This is a genomic window from Cytobacillus sp. FSL R7-0680, assembly GCF_038009245.1.
GTDB lineage: Bacteria > Bacillota > Bacilli > Bacillales > Cytobacillaceae > Cytobacillus > Cytobacillus kochii.
Map to the genome: position 1 here is coordinate 2952208 of NZ_JBBPAO010000001.1, position 21130 is coordinate 2973337.

General features: G+C 39.0%; 24 protein-coding genes. 7 read left to right on the forward strand and 17 right to left on the reverse strand.

All coding sequences use genetic code 11. The features are described from left to right. Nucleotides 1–4: 4 nt before the first annotated feature. On the reverse strand, nucleotides 5–1186 hold the full coding sequence (pgsB, locus tag MKY26_RS14705; protein ID WP_095371782.1) for a poly-gamma-glutamate synthase PgsB: 1182 nt from the start codon (nucleotides 1184–1186) through the stop codon (nucleotides 5–7). Between the two features lie 355 nt (nucleotides 1187–1541). Between pgsB and MKY26_RS14710 the strand changes: the two genes are divergently transcribed. Then, a complete protein-coding gene (locus tag MKY26_RS14710) occupies nucleotides 1542–2336 on the forward strand; it encodes a GNAT family N-acetyltransferase (protein WP_340976576.1) in 795 nt (264 codons plus the stop codon). Between the two features lie 49 nt (nucleotides 2337–2385). On the opposite strand, the gene MKY26_RS14715 is transcribed toward MKY26_RS14710, so the two are convergent. Beyond that, nucleotides 2386–3156 (reverse strand): SDR family NAD(P)-dependent oxidoreductase, encoded by a 771-nt coding sequence (locus tag MKY26_RS14715; protein ID WP_095371780.1) that lies wholly within the window; start codon nucleotides 3154–3156, stop codon nucleotides 2386–2388. A 170-nt stretch (nucleotides 3157–3326) separates the two neighbouring features. Here MKY26_RS14715 and MKY26_RS14720 point away from each other — a divergent pair, with 170 nt between their 5' ends. After that, complete coding sequence (locus MKY26_RS14720; RefSeq protein ID WP_340976577.1) at nucleotides 3327–3938, forward strand: TetR/AcrR family transcriptional regulator; 612 nt, start codon at nucleotides 3327–3329, stop codon at nucleotides 3936–3938. Beyond that, on the forward strand, nucleotides 3931–4392 hold the full coding sequence (locus MKY26_RS14725) for a low molecular weight protein-tyrosine-phosphatase (RefSeq protein WP_307315938.1): 462 nt from the start codon (nucleotides 3931–3933) through the stop codon (nucleotides 4390–4392). The genes MKY26_RS14720 and MKY26_RS14725 overlap by 8 nt, the downstream gene beginning before the upstream one ends. A gap of 4 nt (nucleotides 4393–4396) precedes the next feature. Here the strand turns inward: MKY26_RS14725 and MKY26_RS14730 are convergent, their stop codons facing one another. Continuing rightward, nucleotides 4397–4846 (reverse strand): DUF1569 domain-containing protein, encoded by a 450-nt coding sequence (locus MKY26_RS14730; RefSeq protein WP_340976579.1) that lies wholly within the window; start codon nucleotides 4844–4846, stop codon nucleotides 4397–4399. A gap of 155 nt (nucleotides 4847–5001) precedes the next feature. Then, nucleotides 5002–5337, reverse strand: a complete 336-nt coding sequence (locus tag MKY26_RS14735) for a winged helix-turn-helix transcriptional regulator (RefSeq protein WP_095371776.1) — start codon at nucleotides 5335–5337, stop codon at nucleotides 5002–5004. Nucleotides 5338–5465: 128 nt separating this feature from the next. On the opposite strand from MKY26_RS14735, the gene MKY26_RS14740 reads away from it, so the two are divergent. Beyond that, on the forward strand, nucleotides 5466–6080 hold the full coding sequence (locus MKY26_RS14740; RefSeq protein ID WP_095371775.1) for a nitroreductase family protein: 615 nt from the start codon (nucleotides 5466–5468) through the stop codon (nucleotides 6078–6080). A gap of 454 nt (nucleotides 6081–6534) precedes the next feature. On the opposite strand, the gene MKY26_RS14745 is transcribed toward MKY26_RS14740, so the two are convergent. From MKY26_RS14745 to MKY26_RS14760, 4 genes are all read right to left on the reverse strand, one after another. Then, complete coding sequence (locus tag MKY26_RS14745; RefSeq protein ID WP_340976582.1) at nucleotides 6535–6960, reverse strand: hypothetical protein; 426 nt, start codon at nucleotides 6958–6960, stop codon at nucleotides 6535–6537. 57 nt (nucleotides 6961–7017) lie between these two features. Beyond that, nucleotides 7018–7782: a hypothetical protein gene (locus tag MKY26_RS14750; RefSeq protein ID WP_095371773.1), complete on the reverse strand. Its 765-nt coding sequence runs from the start codon at nucleotides 7780–7782 to the stop codon at nucleotides 7018–7020. Nucleotides 7783–7805: 23 nt separating this feature from the next. After that, nucleotides 7806–8237 carry a hypothetical protein gene (locus MKY26_RS14755; RefSeq protein WP_341097979.1) on the reverse strand — a complete coding sequence of 144 codons (432 nt, stop codon included), beginning with the start codon at nucleotides 8235–8237 and terminating at the stop codon, nucleotides 7806–7808. A gap of 545 nt (nucleotides 8238–8782) precedes the next feature. Then, on the reverse strand, nucleotides 8783–9202 hold the full coding sequence (locus MKY26_RS14760; RefSeq protein ID WP_095371771.1) for a DUF4825 domain-containing protein: 420 nt from the start codon (nucleotides 9200–9202) through the stop codon (nucleotides 8783–8785). A 145-nt stretch (nucleotides 9203–9347) separates the two neighbouring features. Here MKY26_RS14760 and MKY26_RS14765 point away from each other — a divergent pair, with 145 nt between their 5' ends. Next, nucleotides 9348–10877 (forward strand): amidase, encoded by a 1530-nt coding sequence (locus MKY26_RS14765; RefSeq protein WP_322909732.1) that lies wholly within the window; start codon nucleotides 9348–9350, stop codon nucleotides 10875–10877. Nucleotides 10878–10905: 28 nt separating this feature from the next. Here the strand turns inward: MKY26_RS14765 and MKY26_RS14770 are convergent, their stop codons facing one another. From MKY26_RS14770 to MKY26_RS14780, 3 genes are all read right to left on the reverse strand, one after another. Further along, complete coding sequence (locus MKY26_RS14770; protein ID WP_095371769.1) at nucleotides 10906–11091, reverse strand: hypothetical protein; 186 nt, start codon at nucleotides 11089–11091, stop codon at nucleotides 10906–10908. A gap of 66 nt (nucleotides 11092–11157) precedes the next feature. After that, nucleotides 11158–11301: a hypothetical protein gene (locus tag MKY26_RS14775; protein ID WP_157733880.1), complete on the reverse strand. Its 144-nt coding sequence runs from the start codon at nucleotides 11299–11301 to the stop codon at nucleotides 11158–11160. A gap of 15 nt (nucleotides 11302–11316) precedes the next feature. Further along, nucleotides 11317–11547 (reverse strand): hypothetical protein, encoded by a 231-nt coding sequence (locus MKY26_RS14780; RefSeq protein WP_341097982.1) that lies wholly within the window; start codon nucleotides 11545–11547, stop codon nucleotides 11317–11319. Nucleotides 11548–11613: 66 nt separating this feature from the next. Between MKY26_RS14780 and MKY26_RS14785 the strand changes: the two genes are divergently transcribed. After that, nucleotides 11614–11940, forward strand: a complete 327-nt coding sequence (locus tag MKY26_RS14785; protein ID WP_095371767.1) for a YnfA family protein — start codon at nucleotides 11614–11616, stop codon at nucleotides 11938–11940. Nucleotides 11941–12143: 203 nt separating this feature from the next. Here MKY26_RS14785 and MKY26_RS14790 read toward each other — a convergent pair whose 3' ends face one another. The 6 genes from MKY26_RS14790 to MKY26_RS14815 all read right to left on the reverse strand — a co-directional run bounded on the left by MKY26_RS14790 (nucleotide 12144) and on the right by MKY26_RS14815 (nucleotide 19671). Next, the gene (locus MKY26_RS14790) at nucleotides 12144–12590 is read right to left on the reverse strand and encodes a VanZ family protein (protein WP_095371766.1); all 447 of its coding nucleotides are present in this window, start codon (nucleotides 12588–12590) and stop codon (nucleotides 12144–12146) included. A 352-nt stretch (nucleotides 12591–12942) separates the two neighbouring features. Then, the gene (locus MKY26_RS14795) at nucleotides 12943–13602 is read right to left on the reverse strand and encodes a carboxymuconolactone decarboxylase family protein (protein WP_095371765.1); all 660 of its coding nucleotides are present in this window, start codon (nucleotides 13600–13602) and stop codon (nucleotides 12943–12945) included. A gap of 89 nt (nucleotides 13603–13691) precedes the next feature. Continuing rightward, on the reverse strand, nucleotides 13692–15155 hold the full coding sequence (locus MKY26_RS14800; RefSeq protein ID WP_341097983.1) for a CoA-acylating methylmalonate-semialdehyde dehydrogenase: 1464 nt from the start codon (nucleotides 15153–15155) through the stop codon (nucleotides 13692–13694). Between the two features lie 21 nt (nucleotides 15156–15176). Next, complete coding sequence (locus tag MKY26_RS14805) at nucleotides 15177–16514, reverse strand: GntP family permease (RefSeq protein ID WP_328198191.1); 1338 nt, start codon at nucleotides 16512–16514, stop codon at nucleotides 15177–15179. 22 nt (nucleotides 16515–16536) lie between these two features. Beyond that, a complete protein-coding gene (locus MKY26_RS14810) occupies nucleotides 16537–17730 on the reverse strand; it encodes an iron-containing alcohol dehydrogenase (RefSeq protein WP_307315970.1) in 1194 nt (397 codons plus the stop codon). 141 nt (nucleotides 17731–17871) lie between these two features. Beyond that, nucleotides 17872–19671: a sigma-54-dependent Fis family transcriptional regulator gene (locus MKY26_RS14815; RefSeq protein WP_307315973.1), complete on the reverse strand. Its 1800-nt coding sequence runs from the start codon at nucleotides 19669–19671 to the stop codon at nucleotides 17872–17874. A 141-nt stretch (nucleotides 19672–19812) separates the two neighbouring features. Here MKY26_RS14815 and MKY26_RS14820 point away from each other — a divergent pair, with 141 nt between their 5' ends. Next, on the forward strand, nucleotides 19813–21021 hold the full coding sequence (locus MKY26_RS14820) for a M20 family metallopeptidase (RefSeq protein WP_341097985.1): 1209 nt from the start codon (nucleotides 19813–19815) through the stop codon (nucleotides 21019–21021). The last annotated feature ends 109 nt before the right edge of the window (nucleotides 21022–21130 follow it).

Below are 21130 nucleotides of genomic sequence, written 5' to 3' on the forward strand. Positions count from 1 at the left end.
CTCCTTAACTGACTAATTGTTTTATTTTCAAATGTTGAATTTCTTCTATTAACGGTTCTGCAGCACCATGTATATTGCCGACTCCATAAATGGTAGAACCTTTCATTTCTCCTTTTAAATGCTCGAGAATTTCTCCCGTATCCGACCCTTCTAAGTTTTCTAATGAATGGGCAGGTATAAGTCCTAGTTCGTATGCTTTCACAATCGGTTCCGCCGATTCCCCAATCACAACAAGTGTTTTCATTGGGATAAATGGTAAAACATCTCTTGCAAATTGTTCCGTACGATCAACGCGGTCTGCACGGCAATTCATGATAACAATGGGTTCCTTTGTCGGATATCCAACTTCTTCTACGCGCTTCCAAATATTCAAAGTTGAAGACGCATCATTTGCCGCAAAACCATTAACAAAATAGGATGGTTCTTTCGAATGTCCAATTGGCGAAATTCTCATCGCTCCTGGATCTGGTGGCGCATTGAGCATCCCTTGTCTTGCCGTTTTTTCATCAATACCAATCGCTTCTGCTACAGCCAGTGCTAAAGAGGCATTATCAGGGAAAACCATGTAATCGAACTGTTTTAGAAATGTTTCTGAAATCTTACTATTATCTGCAACAATCACGGTCGTGTTACGTTCCGCAGCTACTTTTTCATAATAATCACGATATGCATCATCGGTAATAATTAGATAACCATTATGTGGGATAGTCGCTGTAAAAGCCTCCGCAACTTCATCTAATGTTGGTCCCATGACATCCATATGATCCTCTAATACATTAACGATAACGCCGATGTTCGCTTGTAGTAATTCTTCTTGGAAAGTGATTTGGTAATCGGGGTTAACCGCCATACATTCACTGACCAATGCTTCCGCCCCACGCTCAACCGTCTCTTTAATCACTTCCTTCTGTTCACCAATGTTAGGCCCTTGAGGCTTTCTTACGATTGGTTTCTCTTCTGGATCATTCCAATAAATCATCCTCGCATCCGTTCCGGTTGTTTTTCCTACTGTCTTATAACCAGCTTCGAATAATATCCCGGTAATAAGCCTTGTGACTGTTGATTTCCCGCGGATTCCATTAATATTTACTCGTATCTTTAACGCATCTAGCCTCTTACGATGTTTTCTCTTCTCCATAATTCCTGCCGTTAATAAAATGAGACAGCAAACAACAATAATCCACATATGCCCGCCTCCTCTTTTCCTTTTTTTTCATTGTCAAATTGGCACGATTAATATATTAATATATAAATATTTCATAACCATCACATGGAAATAAACTTTTTTTACCGATAGATGACAACCAGATTTGACTTAAAACAACAATTTCGGAGGGATAAATCACTATTAATAAACAATTTTTTCTAGTTGTTCAAACCGTTTTTCTTATAAAACATTTTTTATGTCCGTAGGTAGGTATTTCATTTATAAAAATTAGATGACAGGTGAAATCAATGCTGACATAAGATAGAAAAAAACTTCTCAAAGAGGAAATATCCAGAAGGGTGTCGAAAAAAAGTTGAACAAGGATGTGAAATGTATGAATGAAAAATTATGGGAACAAATCGAAATGGATACACTAACTTCACGCCTTCTTGCTATTGGAAACCTACAAAATAATCCAATGGGCGTATCCATTCAATCATTCGGACAAACGATGGCTTACACTGTTAAAAGTATTCCGGGGCCAGCTTTTAATGTGATCAAAGGGCTTTGTGGAGAAGACGAGTTATTGCTTGATGAAATAATTGATTTTTATGATGAAAAACATATTCCTGCTCGCTTCGAAATTGCACCGAGTCATCATTCCCAATCATTATTAAAGGCATTGCATAAACGTGGTTTTTATCAGATAGACTTTCATACCACTTTATATAAGCAGTTACCAGATACCATAAAACCTGTTAATAACGCAATAGAAATTCGCGCCTTACATCAAGATGAATTCCAAACTTTTGCTGACATATACACACAAGGCTTTCAAATGCCTTCTTTCTTACTTGAAGGCGTAGCACAAAACAATGCTGTCCTTTATTCGTTACCAGAATGGACTTTTTACTTAGCGTTAGTGGATCATGAACCGGCTGGTGTCGGCGTACTTTTTTGTAATGAAAAAGGGGGGAACCTCGCCGCTGCCTCTACCTTACCTACTTTTCGTCAAAAAGGTGTGCAGTCTGCACTTATTCAACAAAGATTTCAACATGCGCAGGAAATCGGCTGCAAATGGATAGTTGGGCAGGCCTCCTATGGTTCAGGTAGTCAGAGGAATATGGAGCGAGCAGGAATGAGGGTTGCCTATACAAAGGCGATATGGGTGAGGGATGAATCGTTATGAGGAGTAAAAAAATAGAGCCCCTTTTAAAAAGAGCTCTAATAATTGTACCTTATCTAGATGTATATCCAGCGTCCGCATGAATAGTGGTACCTGTAATATAAGATGATGCATCTGATGCTAACCATAGACTTGCTTGAGCAATCTCTCTTGGTTGACCAAAGCGATTCAACAAGCTTAGTTGTGGAGCATATTCTTCTTCCGTAAATCCAAACTGATCAAGCGCACCTCTAAGCATTGGTGTATCAATTGCACCAGGAGCTACTGAATTCACACGTATATTTTTTGGACCATATTCCATTGCAGCTACTTTAGTCATTCCAACTACTCCGTGCTTGGCTGCTACATAAGCAATATTTTGCGGTTGTGGACGGAATCCGCTTACAGATGAGATATTAACAATCGAACCACCGTTTCCTTGTTTTTCTAATTGTTGGAGCTCATATTTCATACAAAGAGCCGTACCTGTTAAGTCTACAGACATTAAACGGTGCCAATAATCTTCATCGAACTCAGCGGCTAATTTATCATCTGGTGTTAGCGCAGCATTATTTACAGCTACATCTAATTTACCATATGTGTCTACAGCAAATTGCACCATGTTTTGTACTTCCTTTGATTTCGAGATATCTACTTTTACAAAAGCGGCCTCTCCGCCACTAGCTTTGATTTCTTCTACTACTGCTTGGCCTTTTTCCTCATTAAAATCAGCTACGACTACTTTCGCTTTTGCCTCTGCAAAAAGTTTAGCCGTCGCTTCCCCCATACCCATTGCTGCGCCTGTAATGATAGCGACTTTACCTTCTAATACTGGAAATGTCATTGTTCTTTCCTCCCTTTCCTTTGTTCAGTTTCTATTAAATCTCATCATTTTTAGTGTCTCAATATACAAACTGGGTCATTTTGTTCAGTAATGTGCAACCGATTTTATTTTGTTCAGTAAAATTGCAAAATATGTAGGAATTCAACATAATAAGAGAAGAGGTGATTCTCTTGGAGCATGATTTTTTAGATAAACGCGTACAACGGTCACGCGCAGCTATTAAAACAAAATTTATTGAATTATTATACAAAAAGCCTTTCGCCCAAATAACTATATCTGAGATTGCAAGAGAGACAAATTATAATCGTGGAACATTTTACGCCAATTTTCATTCGATGGACGAGTTACTAAAAGAGGTCATTGATGAGACATTACATGAGATGATTAAACAAATTGGTATTCCTTATCAAGCTTATGAACAAGTTTATTTACGAGAACTTCCGATTGAGGAGATTACTTTATTCAATTATTTCAAAGAACATGCATCTCTATATCAATTATTATTAAGTGACCATATTCGTGTCGATTTCCGCTATCAAATGGCACAAGCAATTGAACAACTCTTTTTAGATGAATACGACTATGTGTTGCCTAAGGATAGTTCAGTTGACGCTAAATGGTTATATATTTATCGAGCCAATGGCATTGCTGGTCTCATTATTCGCTGGATTGAAGAGGACTTCCCACATACACCCACATATATGGCGGAACAAATTGTTGAACTTATGGTCGTTTCGACTGAATCATTTTTTGTAAAAGGAAAGGGGCATCCTCATGATTAAAGTGTTATTCGTTTGTTTAGGTAATATTTGTCGTTCACCAATGGCAGAGGCGATATTTAGACATAAGGTGGAACAAGTTGGACTAGAGAAGGAAATATTCGTAGATTCAGCAGCGACGAGCTCTTGGCACATTGACGCGCCTCCACATAAAGGGACACTCGCGATTTTAAAAGACTATCGTATTTCCTCTAAAGGATTAAAAGGACGTCAATTACAGAAAGAAGACTTCGAAGCATTTGATTATATTGTGGCAATGGATGAATCGAATATAAAAGATATATACCGTATACTTGGTCAACCTCAGCATCCAAAAATATTCCGTTTATTAGATTTAACTGAAGATGCAAAAGATGTGCCGGACCCTTACTATACCGGGAATTTCCAGGAAACATATGATTTAGTGAGCGCTGGTTGTGAAGCCTTGATGAAGAAAATAAAGGAAGAACGAAGATGATGAGTTATAGACCAAACTGTTTGAGATGATGGTCTAGATGCTTGTATATACCCTTTCCCCATTGCTCAGCGGTTAGCTTACCAAAAAAAGAATGGGGATGGGTTGTACACTTTTCTGGTCCATCAGCATGGAATTGCAACAATTTTTGTTTCAACTTTTCCTTCTCTTTGCTAAAGTCCCTATCATCGACAATTAAAATGGTCGGAATCGTAGACATATTTTTAGGTAAAGTCTTTTCGTTATAAAAAATCGGTTTGGCGAAGTTTCCTACAAAGATTCCCAACCAACTCCTTTTAGGAGAAGATTCCCCCATCGCAATATCTTGAAAGGCTGAGCAATGAGCCAGCATTTGGGCGACATTCATCTTCCCCCATTGCCGTTTTGAATTGGAGCTCAAATGATCTATACGTGTTATGATTTCCTCTAAATATACCTGATCATAGATACTTTTCAATTCCCCTCCACCCCTCTTCAAGCTCAATTTATTATTCAATCTATAGCTTTCAACAAAAGAATTATTAACTCCTTCTAATATAAAAAAGAGCCAAAAAAAAGAACAAATCCTCTATAGATCTGTTCGTTCTTCAGCTACAATATTTGTCTTGGTTATTACTTCTCGTTTTCGGCAATCCAAGCAAGAATGGCTTCAATAACTTTCTTCAAGCTCATTCCTCTTTCTGTTAAGGCATATTCAACTTTTTTCGAAGAATCTTCTAAAAATGTTTTACTAACAAGTTCTTCCTTAATGAGTTCATTCAACCGTTCTGTAAGTAATCGGTCAGAAATACCATTAATTTCATCTGCTAATTCAGAAAATCTCTTCGGTCCGTCCATTAAGGAATAGATGACCATGCCCATCCATCTACGACCTATAAATTCAATCGCTTCATGGTAGTTGCTACAGATATGCTTAGAATCCGTTTTCAATTTATGGTTACAATCCATTCTTTATAGCTCCTTTACCTGTCCTCATTAAATAGTACCATATATTCATTAGTTGACAACATAACTTACGAATGGTAAGTTTATAAACGAAATAAACTTACTAAACATAAGTAAAGGTGGAGAAATAAATGTCAGAATTAGTTACTCTTATGAATGAACGCAAGTCTGTGAGGGTATTCGACCCTTCTTTTAAAATAAATCAAGAAAGTTTAGAAGAACTATTAGCACATGCTATTTCAGCTCCTTCTTCTAGTAATTTACAATCATGGAGATTTATCGCTATCCAAGATGAAGCAATGAAAAAGGCATTACCTGTATTTGGCAACAACCAAAAGATTGTAGAAAATGCTTCTGCTGTTATTGCCGTACTTGGTGATACGGAGGCTTATAAAAATGTTGAGGAAATCTATACTCAAAATGTCGAAGCTGGTTACATGGATCAATCCATTGCTGACCGTACCATCAGCAATACACACCAATTTTATCCTGGCCAACCGAAAGAAGGACTTATGAACATCGCAAGCTATGATGCTGGTCTGATTTCAATGCAATTGCTTCTGCTCGCAAAAGAACGTGAGCTAGATACAATCGTAATGGGAGGCTTCGATAAAGCTGCCTTCGCCAAACAATTTGAGCTAGAAGAAAACATATTCCCCATTACATTAATCGCTATCGGCAAAAGCGCTGCACCTGCCTTTAATACAACTAGACTACCTCTTGAGCGCGTAGTGAAGTTTTATTAATCGTATGGAAATGACACCGACTATCAATGAGAACCATTGAAAAGTAAGTTATGTGTGAACAAAGACTTTTTGGTCTTTGTTCTTTTTTATGGTGCGGTATATGACCTTTATGGATTGAAATTGGAATCGATAAGAGTTCAGATTGGAGTTTGATTTTGTTTAGATGAGGACAGATGATGTTTTAAATTTTAATAATCTTGGATTTGATTAAAATGAAAAAGCAGCAATATAGGGAAGGGTTTGGATTATTTTTTTGTTAGATTAGGTTGGAAACACGTTAATTAACTGGAGACATCGGTAAATTTGATTCGTTTAACCCGGTATCGCGTCAAGCTTTCAAATGCGGATTTCAGTTTGAACGGTTTCAACCCACATCGATTCAAAGTTTAACAATAAAAGACAGGCCCCTGTTAGTGATGAAGTAGTGGAATCAGTTAAGAATGGATCAACTCAGCTATTCCTCAGCTACTGCCGTCATATCAGCCTTTGCTGCTTCCATTATGGCTTCTAACTCAGCGATTTTTTTCTGATTCTCCTCAATGGTTGGATCGTAATTTTGGATCAGTTCATTTGTGTACGCTTCTAATTCAGCTACACGTTTTGCCACTTCTGACTGCGTTTTCTGTTTTATTTGTTGATCTGCTGCCGCTAGTTTTTGTGGGATTTCTTCTTTTAATTTAGCAATTTGTTTATTTTTTTCTTCGTTTACAGCCGTTTCTATCTCGGCAATGGACGCTGCTTTTTTTGCAGAGAACCAATTCGTTAGCATTGATTCCATATCTTCACCTGCAGAAACAAATCGAAAACTAACAGAAAGAAGGAAACCTGCGAAAAGGCAACTAAACAATATTTTGATATATTTCCTTTTTTTATGACTCATTTTGTTTTCCTCCCTTTACGAGATTTCCAGGGCCAAGCAAGCTGGCCCTGAAACGAATTAATCATTGACAATATTGTTGACAACGTCATCTAAACTCATCTTTGCATCTGCCTCTAATTCAGCAGCTTTCGCTGTTATAGCAGCCTCTTGTTCTGCGACTAAATTAGCTAGGATGGCATCTAATGCCTCTCGAATTTCTTCAGCCTTCCAATTCGCCTGATTACGAAGATTTCGGCTACTAATTTCAACTTGAGATTCCACTTTTGTAACAATTTCCTGTTTCGCTGCTACAATCTCTTGCTCAAGTTCTGTTACTGCATCAGCTTTCGCTTGATTTAATTCCGCTGTGACTTGCTCTAAAGCCGACTGGCCCTTCTCACTAGCAAAAGCTTGGAAACCAGCCGTTGCTTCCTCCTGCATTAAATCGCCTTTTGCCTTAATATGAAAATAGCCTTCTAAAAATAGTTGATAGAATTGATAATCCATATTTTCCAAGATCAACAATTTCTCACCATCTAGGGATGCAATATGTTCATATTTGGCCTGGTCAATAGCTAAAGTAGAACCTTCAATTTCACGCAATGTTTTCTCGTCAATTTGACTGGCTGCTAATTCCTTTAATGTTTCATTTTCTGCTCTGAGCTCTGTTAATAACTGTTCAAAATTGGCATCCGATTCACTCAGAACCTCAGCACTTGTTTGGTTAAATAAGTTATCATACCAAGTTTTCAAAGCCTGTCCCGCATCTGTATTCGCTAACGAAAAGCCTGCTCCGGTTAGCAATCCGACTGTAACTGCACCAGCTATGATTTTCTTTTTCATCTTCCCGACCCCTTTGTCGAAATTTATTTTTCTAACGTTTCTTCTAAAAATAATAGTATTTCTTGATCCATCTCAGATTTAAGTTCATCCTTCTTTTCACCTTCATACGTATCAAATGAGTCGCTTAGTTCTTTTTTTATGTTTTGAATATCTACTTTGTATAAAGTTAAGTATTGGTTAATCTCTTTTTTCGCTTCTTCACTTGAAACTACTACGTTTTTTTCCATTGCTTTTTCATAGGTTAGTTGTGCATCTAGCTTTTGCTGTTTCATTTGTTCAGACCAAGATTCATAGGCGGTTGCCAGCTCATTGTTGGTCTGTTCCTCACTTATCTCGAATAATGCATTACTCCACTTTCCTAGAGATTCGCTCGAAAATGCTTGAACGAAGACACCTGTTAGACCAATCATGAGACAAATAATGATTGTGATGGTCGTTACCTTTTTCACTCTCATACTGTCCTTTCTTGCTCACATTTATTTTTCATAGGGGAATCAACCATAGATGTGTGTTCATTTTTAGGACAAAGTAAAGCTAGTATTCAACTGCTGTGACTTTTATCCTAGAATCATCACTTTCCCCCTTTCATTTGTCATTTGTTCTTTCATATGTTCTATATTGTTCTTGATAAAAAACACTACACGTAGTATAAATGAGACGCATCATAATGAAAAACGTAATAGTTTACCAAAAATTCAGAATATATTATTGATATCTATGTTTTTCTCATTCTTCCTATTATTTACACTCATTCACACTTGAATAATAGAGAAGAAGTGCTTCCACTCCTTTTCTAGCAAGACTTTTAAATCCAATTACCTATATGTACAACAAGAAAAATAAGGAAAAATATTCAAACTTCCACATCCATTTAATAGGTCACTTGTTCTACCAAATACTTATCTCTCATTCCAATTTACTAGGTAGTTTTAGTATCAAAAAAAGACCTGCAAAAGTGACGATGCAGGCCTGTAGTTCAGCAGTCATAGGTAGAATAGATCTAGTTCCAACTGTTTATTAATTGCTCTAGCTCCTTTTGGCTCCCTACACCTGCTATATCTTTTTCATACCAATTGTTTACTTCATCTCTCGTTACTTTCGTTTCACTTCCATTTACATGAAAACTTATCCATTCCACGTTTCGCACTAAGGAAAAAAGAACAGTCGCTTGTTTTTTCATTAATGCCTCTCCATCATTGACTTCATGATAAAATACTTCTAAACCATACGGTTCTTGCTCTGTCTTTAATTCAAAATAATCTATTGAGTCCGCTGTCTCATTCAGTATATTTCCAACGGCACTATTGTCACCAATATAGGCACCCTTATATCGGAATAATTCTTCTTCTTCTGCACCTTGGCAACCAAAGAGAAGAAAGAATGGCAAGAGTAAAATAAAAAAGTTCTTTCTCGATAACATTTAACCACCTCCTGGCCGATTTGAATCAACCCATCTCACAAACACAATAACATATTTTGTTAAATTTTCTAACAATAATCATGCAAATTCTCCTCAATTGTAATAGTATAGATTAAATACACAAATGTTGAAGGGAGATGATGTGATGAAAACGCACTCGTTACGATCAGAAAATCAGCATTTATTTTTATTTGAGGAAATAACAATTGAACAGCTTCACAAATTGTATGATACAGGTGAGTATACAGTTGAAGAAGTCATTCGATCTTTTCTTGAGCGCATTGAACAATATGAATCGACATATAATGCTTTTACATTTATGAACGAACAGGCGCTTACTGATGCGAAAACCATCGATGCGAAACGAATGCGTGGGGAAAAGGTGGGCCCATTAGCAGGTATCCCCGTAGTTGTGAAAGAAGCTGTCGATATGGTTGGTTTTCCATCTACATTTGGCTGGGCTCCACTCGCTAAACATACAGGTGGAATAGAATTATTACCACAGAAAGATGCCACCATTATCTCTAGATTAAAAGCAGCTGATGCCATCATACTCGGCAAAACAAATATCCCTGCCTTTAGTTGTGCATACCATGCTAATACTAGTTGGAAAGGTCCTACATACAACGCGGTAAATAGAAAATTAACACCTGGTGGTAGTAGTAGTGGCACGGCTACTGCCGTATCTGGTAACTTTACCGTTCTTGGAGTAGCAGAAGAAACAGCGGGTTCCATACAAGTACCAGCAGCAGCGCAAGGAATTGTTGGTATTAAACCTTCATTCGGACTCATTCCTACTACAGGTGTGACTCCGCTTGCTGGCAGTACAAGAGATGTACTAGGGCCACATGCCAGAACGGTGCGGGATGCAGCGATTATGCTTGATGTTATCGCAGGCTATTCACCTGATGATGCTAAAACCATTTCTAGTACGATTCCAGAGAAGGGCTATACATCTTTCCTTTCATCACATGCTCTGAAAGGGAAAAAGATTGGTTTATACGGCCCTAGTTGGAGAGAAACGAAAATGACGGCAGAAACGGAAGCACTTTATAAAAAAAGTATTTCAATATTGCAATCACTGGGTGCAGAGGTGATTGAGGATCCTTTTCATGTAAAGCCACTGGCTCCATATATGAAAACTATTGATACAATGATTGGAAGAGAATCCTTTTTTTACGACCTTAATCAATACTTCAAAAACCTTGATCCTTCGTTAAATATGGAGAAAGTTTTCTTAAAAGCGGGAGCAATACCTTGGGAAGAAGACCAGCCCTTAGCTTCCTTTGTCCGACCACTTGAAGCCGACAAAGCTTTCGAAAATGCTGAACGCTTACCTGATTTAACACGCTTTAAAGAAACGAAGAACGAACTGTTACGCACCATTACCTACATTATGGCTGAGCAACAATTAGATGCTTTTGTTTACCCAACCATGCTAGAAGATGTACCAACTTTAGATCGTGAGGATGTTGCGACTTCTACCATATCCGAAATTAATATTAGTGGATTGCCACTCATAACAATACCAGCAGGGTTTTATAGTAACGGCTCCCCCTTTAACCTCGCTTTTTTTAGTACAATGTGGAGCGAAGGTGACATACTTGGTATGGCCTATGCCTATGAAAAAGCTGCCGGTGGCCGTATAGCTCCGCAATTAGTGAAAAAGGAGTAGCCCTTCAATCGAATGGGCTCTTTTTTTGTTAAATAGCTATTAGCATCATCGTAATCGTATAAACGATTAAGCTAAACGATACTGTCAGCCAAAAAGTATTCTTCTCTGTTTCTTTTTCATCACGGATTTTCTTCAAAAGGGAAACCAAATTTAAGCAAAAAACAATACATAGGACTGGCATCAAATAGAAGCCGATGAAACTGAAAGTTAGCATTGAATCACTCCTTATATTCATGCTCCATAAAAAAAGATGCTCTTAAAGAACATCATCTTGATTGTACTAACTCATTAACACTTGATAAATGATATACCCTATGATGGCAAGAACAATAACCATTCCCCCAACAGTTGGCGCACCGTAAAAAGTTCTATTCCAGTCATCATCTGTCTTCATTTTGCTCTCTTCGTCTTTTTTCTTTTTCAAACCATCACCTCAAGTTTACTTCGCATGATATAATCGTTGAGATAGAAAATAAGCGATACAGCCGGCAAGTAATGCAAATAAATAAGGGAACGGGTTAGCAATGGCCCCAAATGCTACTGTTTGACTTTGCGTTGTACCAAATGTAATCTCGGGTGTATATATAAGTGTCAAGATTAGACCGGATCCGATTTCAAATACATAAATAAGAACGATAAAACTTAGTAAGAATATTATAAATTTTTTCATCAGATGTCCTCTTCCTTGATATCGTTACCTATATTTTACCATAAACAGAAAATAGGAGTTGAGTAAATCTTGAGTGCAATTATATTATTTTTATTAGCCGGAATTGCAGAAATTGGTGGCGGTTATTTAATTTGGCTATGGCTAAGAGAGGGGAAACCTTTTTATTGGGGAATTGGTGGTGGTGTTGCCTTAGCCTTATACGGCGTGATTGCTACCTTTCAAGCCTTCCCATCTTTCGGACGTGTGTATGCTGCCTATGGTGGTGTATTCATTATTTTGTCTGTCCTTTGGGGCTGGGGCATTGATAAAAAAGCACCTGATATGTATGACTGGATTGGAGCTGCCATCTGCTTGGTTGGTGTTGGCGTGATGTTACTTGCGCCTCGTCATTAAGCATGCGATTAATGCTGTATTGGTGCTCAGTTTAATTGTAATGTAAAAGTCTTTCTAGGTAAAAGCGAATGATGTTTGCATAATGGGTGATTGGAGCAAGTGCGGACTTTTTAAATTTGCCCACACTTCTTGTGATTTTCGATTTCATGCTGATTTTTGAACCGTCTTTGTGTGTGGGTTTCTCAATTTGAACCTTCTTGTAACTATACGGACCCACGATTTTTACTTTTCCGCCAATAATAAACGATAGAATATAAAATAAGCCCTGTTGCTGCGCCTACACTATCAATTAATACATCCCTTACTTCACCCGAACGCCCTGGAATAAAAAGCTGATGAAATTCATCAGTCGCCGCATAAACTGTTGTGAGAATCCAGGATATAAGCAGCTTTTGACGAGTAAGTATTTTCCCTTGTCTTATGGCAAAAAGAATAAATATCCCTAAAATAAAATAAGCAAAAAAATGCGCGTTTTTGCGAATAAAAGTCTCTAAAGTATGTAAGTTTTCAATTGAAAATGGAACCCAAGCAGCGATAACTTCTGTAATCCCACCACTTAATTGACTTGATTGTGTCCCTGGTTGATGAGATAAAATAAAGATCATTGCCATCCACAAAATACTAGGGAGCCAATATAATTGTTTTTTCATAAGCATGTCGTCCTTTATATGTCATAACTCTATTATACCTTAGTAGATGACATCCTTCACGGTTATTACGCACAGATATGGCAAGTTACGGTTTTCTAAAACATTTGTTCACATTTGTGATTTGTCAGTACAACTGGTATTTTTCTAATCTTTTGTGTACATTTCTCATTCTGCTAACACTTCTAACAGCTCCCCTCCCTCTTGTGCTCGTGACCCATACGCTAACAGCTACGCCATCCTTCTTAGTTGCAACCCTAATCTCTCCCACTTTATTCAGGAGAGGCTAAACTATTAGACTCCCCATCAAAAAAACCCCACGGGCAATGATGGCCGTGGAGTGATCTAATTTCACCTATTCGTCATAGGCGTTTAATGCATTGATACCGTGTGCTAGCGCGGAACCTGCTTTTAAAGCAGTTGCGACAAAGATGCTTTCGACAAGTTCTTCTTTTGTAATACCGAGTCTTTTCGCATTCTTTGTGTGTATGTCAATACAGTAGGCGCAACCTGTAATATGGGCAACGGCGACAGCAATAAGCTCTTTATCTTTTTTATTGATGGCCCCGTCTTTCATAGCTGCTTCATCAAAACCAAAGAAACCTTTTACCGCATCTGGAGCATAGTCTTTCAACTCAGTCATTCTCTTCATATTAGCCGCTTGGTAGAGGTTATCTGCTTCTACTTCCTCATAAGCATTTAACGCATGAGTGCCATGTGCGAAGGCAGAGCCTGCTTTAAGAGCGGTTGCTACTAAGACTGCTTCTGTAATTTCCTCTTTTGAAACCCCCAATTTCTTCGCGTTACCTACATGGATTTCAATGCAATACGGACACCCCGTAACATGAGCACAGGCGACAGCAATAATTTCTTTCGTTCTTTCCGTAATAGCGCCATCCGCTAATGCTGCCTTATCAAAGGCAAAAAAGGTTTTATTGGCTTCCGCTGCTGACTTTCCTAATTCTCCAATTCTACTAATCTTTGATTTTTGATACAAACTGTCATTTGCCAACATATTCCCCTCCGATTCATTTTATTTCCCCAGAAATATTCTTGAAAAAAGGAAGAGAATCCTTTATTTTCGACAAATTCCTTTTAAATCGATCAAAACTCCCAGCGTTGAGTGAGCATTTTTCTACGTGTGTAAAATTCCACACCATCACTACCATTTGCGTGAAGATCACCATAGAATGAATTTTTCCAACCTGAGAATGGGAAGAAGGCCATTGGTGCTGGTACCCCAATATTTACCCCTAGCATACCCACTTGGATACGTTCTCTGAACTGACGGACATCGCTGCCGCTCTTCGTAAACAAGCAAGCACCGTTTCCGAATTCTGATTGGTTCGTTAGATCAATCGCTTCTTGGAGAGATGATACACGGATAATTGATAAAACAGGTGCGAAGATTTCGTCCTTCCAAATCTTCATTTCCGGTGTTACTTTATCAAAAATGGTTGGCCCGATAAAATAACCATCTTCATGGTAAGCTTCATCCTTGCGTCCATCACGTACTAAAACGGCACCTTCTTCTTCCCCTGATTCAATATAACTAGCTGTACGTGCTTTATGCTCTGGGCGAATCACTGGACCTAAGAATACATTTTCGTCCATACCATTACCGATTGTAATTTGATCAGCAGCGGTATTTAATTTTTGTAATAAGGGCTCAATCACATCATCTACTGCCACGACAACTGAACATGCCATACAACGCTCTCCTGCAGAGCCATATGCTGCACCAATAATTTCTTTAACAGCAGCGTCTAAATCAGCTGTTGGCATAACAATAGAATGGTTTTTCGCTCCCGCCAACGCCTGTACTCGCTTGCCGTGAGAGGAAGCTGTTTTGTATACATATTCAGCAACAGGTTGGGATCCAACGAACGAAATAGCTGGAACGTCCTTATGTTCCAATAAACCATTCACGACATCATGAGCACCGTGAACGATATTCAATACGCCGTCTGGCAATCCTGCTTCTTTAAATAATTCTGCTAAGCGATTAGCAAGTAAAGGTGTTCTTTCTGATGGCTTCAATACAAATGAGTTACCACAAGCAATGGCTAATGGGAACATCCAGCATGGGACCATCATCGGGAAATTAAAAGGTGTAATACCGCCCACTACCCCGACAGGATAGCGATACATACCCGATTCGATATTTGTGGCGATATCAGGTAATTGTTTACCCATCATTAACGACGGTGCACCTGCAGCAAATTCTACACACTCAATCCCACGTTGTACTTCACCATATGCTTCTTTAAAGCTTTTACCATTTTCTTCGGTTACAAGCTGTGCCAACTCATCCCAGTGGTCGACCAGTAGTTGTTGATATTTAAAAAGTACGCGTGCCCTTTTTGGTACTGGCGTTTGACTCCACGTTTTGAATGCCTCGCTTGCTGCTTTTACTGCTTCATTGACATCATCAATAGTTGAAATCGGTACTTGCGCTAACTCTTCACCAGTTGCTGGATTAGGAACCGGTTGATAGTTTTCCGTTTTTGCCTCTACCCATTGTCCGTTAATAAAATTCTTTAATATAGATGTTGTAGTTGTTGTCATTAGTCATACTCCTCTCAAATTTTAAAATATAGAATACAAGACTACTGCTAGTAACATAGCAATTGTTGGAATAACTACACTGAGCCAGAATATTGGCCAGTACGCACGTTTATGTGTTTCTCCACAAATCGCTCGCACTGTTGTAACAACATAACCGTTATGTGGCATAGAATCTAGACCACCTGAAGCCAATGTCGCTACACGGTGCATGGCTCCTGGATCGACACCTTGAGCTAAATAGATCGGCGCTAAAATAGGTAGGGCAATACCTAAACCACCTGAGGCTGATCCTGTAATTCCACAAATTAATGTGACCGCCACCGCCAAACCTAATATAGGTGGACCTGGCAAACTTACAAGTCCATCGACTACAGAATCGAATGCAGACACTTGAGCAGCTACACTACCGAAGCCAACGACCGCACAAGTATTCGCAACGGCAACAAGTGCATCTTGTGCTCCTTTTGCTAACGCATTCCAAAATTGTGCTAAAAACTTGTACATTGTCAGACATGCAAGGACAATACCAGCCGTTAATGAAATAAGGGCTGCTGCAGTAGAAGAAGCAAACTGTGCAATAATATTTAGCATAACAATAACACAGACTAATGGCAAAATTGAGAAAACAATATGAGGTAATGTTTTTTCCTCTACCAAGAGTTCTCCTTCTGTTTTCTCCGCCAAACCTGCAGATACTTCTTCTTTTGCCCTATTTCCTGGCAATGAGAAAGTTTCCCCTCTTTTAACAGCATTTTGAACGAATTTGCTTAATAACAGGCCTCCCGTAATCATTACAAGAAGTGCCATGAGTACCCCGACCCAACCGCCAGCCGTGGGAGTTGTACCGAAAAACTCAGTTGGGATTAAGTTTTGAATTTCTGGACTACCTGGTGCGGTCATCGTAAATGAAATCGATCCAAACACAAGAGCAGCAGGGATAAATCGATGTGGAAGATTCGCCGCTCTAAATAATGAAACAGCAATAGGATAAACAGCAAAACCGACCACAAATAAACTTACTCCACCATAAGTCATGATTGCGGCTGCAGCCACTACGGCAAATACAGCCCTTTTCGCGCCTAATGTTCTCTTAATCCATTGGGCAATGCTCTCAGCGGCACCTGTCTCATGCATTATCTTCCCAAAAATCGCTCCTAGTAAGAAAATTAAGAACCAAGAGGCAAAATAATTTGTGAAGCCGTCCATATAATAACCTGCCAGTGCCGTCTCTAAATTTAAGCCACCTGTTATGGCAACAACAATCGAGCTTAGAATGGCAGCAATAATGATATTAATGCCTCTTAATGTTAAAAACATCAGTAGGACTAAACCTAATATTAACCCTAGCATTCCTAACATTTAAACGCCCTCCCCCGGACTATTACTTCACTTGTTCCTTTTGAGCAAATTGATAATGATAGCAAGCAAGATATAAATCTTCTAACTCAGGAACTGTTGGCACTCTTGGGTTATTCCCAGGACTACCGCTTGCCATGGCATCATGCGTCATTTTACTAATCGATTGTTTAAATAGACTCTCATCTATTCCCCATCCAGACAGATTAGGAATATTTAAGTTCACACATAACGTTTTAACGGATTCTACTGCCAAATCAGCTGCTTGCTCATTTGTTAGAGGCTCACTTCCTTTAGTAAAGATTCTTCCTAAATCGGCTAGCCGATCGACACAAGATTCTCTACTAAACTCTAGAACAGCCGGCAATAGCATAGCATTGGAGTAGCCATGGGGCACATGGAAAAGGGCACCTATCGGTCTTGACATCCCGTGCACAAGACAAACACTTGCGTTAGAAAATGCCATCCCTGCTTGCATTGAACCTAATGCCATTGCCTCTCTTGCCTCTAAATCCTCACCATCTGTAAAAGCTGTCTCGATATTCTCGACAATTAATTTCATAGCTGATAAAGCCATCATATCTGTCATTGGGTGTGCTTTTCTCGATATGTACGCTTCTATCGCGTGACTGAGCGCATCGACCCCGGTAGCTGCAGTGACATGTTGGGGAGATGACATCGAAAGCACTGGATCCACAATAGCTACAGTCGGCATAAAGACTGGTTGTTTAATCATCATTTTGACATCATTAGTCGTATTCGTAATGATGGTTGCATCTGTTGCTTCAGATCCAGTTCCAGCAGTTGTTGGAATAGAAATATGATCGATAGCCGCACTACTTGCTAATTTATCTGCGCCCATATAGTCACCAATATATCCACCGTTAGTAGCTAATACAGCTACCGCTTTGGCTGTGTCAATGCAACTTCCACCTCCAAGCGAAATAATTAAATCACAGGCTTCCTTTTGAAAAAGAGATAATGCCTCTGCCACAAACTTATCAGTTGGTTCAGTAGATACACCTAAATAAAGAATAGTTTCAACATTAGATTTTGCTAAGTTGGCTTTCGCTTTTTTCGTCCACCCTAGGCCATCAATAATTTGGTCACTAATAATAAGGGCTTTCTTTCCTCTTAAACTGGCTTCCTCGCCAAGCTTTTCAAAAGAACCTTTCCCATATAAGACCGTTTGTGGTGTTCTAAAAATCTGCGTACTCATTTTTCTCCCTCCTCTATACATTTATTTATATGCAATTGATGTGCCAAAAAGAAAACCCTTACATTCAAAAGATTGTAAGGGTTGTAGTGTAGTAGAATCACTACATGTGTAGATTTTATGTAGTGAAATATCTACACTCATTCATATTTGATACTTTCTCAACTTTTGATATAATGTGGTTCGATGAATACCTAAACGTTCCGCTGCTTTTTTCTTATTGCCACCAACTTGACGCAAAGTATCTATAATAAGGTCTCTTTCCCGTTTTCTCCCCATATCTTTCGCTTCTTCTATTAAAGAAGGTTCCTTTGTGATAGATTTTGGTTGTTCTTCTAAATAAGTATGTATATGGGTAATGTCAATCACGGATTGTTCGACGAGGGTAACTAACCTTTCTATGACATTAACAAGTTCACGAATATTCCCCGGCCAATCCCGTTGTACAAGTATTCCAATTGCTTCAGGTGTGTAGATCTTCTCTTTGATTTGATATTGCTTGCAGATTTTTTTCGTATATTCATTTAATAATAACGGAATGTCTGTTTTCCTCTCTTTCAAGGAAGGAAGAAGAATTTCGATGATATTTAGACGATAATATAAATCCTCACGGAAGCTCCCCTCTTGAATACATTTTTTCAAGTTACGATTAGTTGCGGCAATGATCCGCGCACGAATCGGGTATTTCTTGTTACCACCAATTCTCTCCGCTTCTTTTTCTTGCAAGACTCGTAATAGTTTCGTTTGCATGACTAAAGGTAATTCGCCAATCTCATCTAAAAAGAGCGTTCCATACTGCGCCAATTCAAATTTACCTAATTTCCCACCTTTCTTTGCTCCAGTAAAAGCACCTTCTTCATAGCCAAATAGCTCTGATTCAAACAGACTTTCTGGGATTGCCCCGCAATTCACACTAATAAAAGGACCCTCGGCAAACGGACTCAATACATGCATGCTTTTCGCAACCATTTCTTTTCCTGTTCCGCTTTCTCCCGTAATCAGTGTGGTAGCCATTGTACGCGCAGCACGCCTTGTTAATCGTTTAATCTCTTTAATTTCCCTACTTTCACCAACAATATCGTCTAATGTAACATGGCGATCGTTTTTAAGTTGTTCGACAAAGGGCGGACGATTATTACTGTTTTCATGTTGATTCTTTTGTAATGATTGATAGATTTTGTATACTTCTGTCACACCCTCAAAAATAAGCATGCCAATGGCACCAATCACTTTCCCATCTTGCCATAGTGGAATACGGTGAACGATCATATCTTGGCCATTTATTCTTTGGACTACCCCACGTTCTGGTGTAGCTGTTTTAACCGTTTGATGAAGATTCGTATTTTCAATCACTTCAGTCACATGACGGCCAATCGCATCCTCTCTCTTCACACCAACAAACTGACTATAAGCTTCATTAAATTCCTGCACGACCCCATACTGATCAACAACAGCGATCCCTTCGTAGGCTCGTTCTAAAATAACCTTCAATACTTCTGTGGCATTCTCTTGCTGTTCAAGGCGATGAATCCATTTTTTATATCCATCCATCATCTCTCTTGTATGAATCATTCCGACAACACAATCATTTTCATCTACTACTGGCAGTTCCTCATAAGGAAAGGAAGCTGCATAGAGGATGGAATCATCCAACCGGACATAGGCAAAATTCCTCGTTGGCACCGGATGAATGTTGATATCTCTATCTTGACCTTTAAGTAGATAAGAAAATAATTTTTTCATAGATACGATGCCAACTAGCTTCTTATGATCATCAATGACTGGTAAGCTACTTACTTGATATCGATTCATCTTTTCACCAGCTTGTCCTAATGTTTCTCCTAAAGAAATACAAGGTGGATCAGGCGACATCCAATACCTTACTTTCAAGAATTCCTCTCTTTCTAGCTTTTCCCTTGTCTTTGAACGGTCTTCAATAAACATGAAAGGCACCTCCTGCAAGAAATGAAACGAAATATTCAAAAAATATATTGGAATTTATTCTCCTCTTCAACTATTATAAACTTATTCACTCAAACGTGATGAAGGATTCACCATATTTTTTTACATAGAAGGAGGATGTATATGTTAGAAAAGCTTTATTCATTACTAAAAGAACATTATAACGAGATGGTTGAAATCAGAAGACATTTGCACCAGCACCCTGAACTTTCTTTTCAAGAAGTAGAAACACCCAAGTTCATTGCTAACTATCACCAAAAGCTTGGACATGAAGTCCGAACTGGTGTAGGAGAGCGTGGTGTTGTCGCTAAATTACATGGAGCAAAGCCCGGAAAAACCATCGCTTTAAGAGCGGATTTCGATGCATTACCCATTCATGAGGAAAATGATTTTCCTTATAAGTCTAAAAAACCCGGTGTCATGCATGCTTGCGGTCACGATACACACACAGCGACATTACTTGTTTTAGCAAAAGTACTCAATAAACTTCAAAATGAAATTGAGGGCACAATTGTCTTCATTCATCAACATGCGGAAGAATATATGCCGGGTGGTGCGATTGCGATGATTGAAGATGGTTGCTTGGAAGGGGTCGATGTTATTTTCGGTCAACATATTTCATCCGGTGAACCATTAGGTGAAATCGGCTATCGTTCTGGACCACTCATGGCAGCAGCTGACCGCTTCCATATTAAACTCCAGGGAAGAGGTGGACATGGCGCCCATCCTCACGAAGCCAATGACAGTATCGTTCTCGGCGCTCAACTCATTGTTAATCTCCAACAAATCGTTAGCCGCCGTATTGATCCACTCGAATCTGCTGTTCTTTCTATTGGTGAATTCGATGCCAAAAATGCATTCAATGTCATAGCTGATTCTGTCACACTTACAGGAACGGTTCGAACCTTTAACGAAAACATAAGGAATAAGATGGAAAGAGAAATCGAGCGAGTAATTGAAGGAACCTGCTTAACTGCAGCTGCAAGTTATGATTATAACTATGTTCATGGCTACCCAGCTCTTGTCAACCATGCAGCTGAAACAAAGTTTGTTGCTCAATTAGCTAGTGAGGTTCCTGGTGTAACTGCGGCTGTTGAAATTGCCCCTCGTATGGGTGGTGAAGACTTCGCTTACTATTTACAAAAAGTACCTGGCACCTTCTTCAATACCGGTGCAGCTATTGTTGGAAGAACACCATACCCTCATCATCACCCTAAATTTGATATTGATGAAAGAGGCATGCTCATTGCAGCAAATATGCTCGCCACAGCAACAGTAAAGTATATGGAACAGCAAGGTGTAGTGGATACCACAGTCATTGAGACGCTTTAATCTGTTCTGAGGCACTTTGTTTTAGAATCATAATTGATGTGATCCACTCTAAGAGGGTGTAGGGTTTACTGAGGGCGGCGAAGGCTTCTTTTTATACACTTGTGGCAGC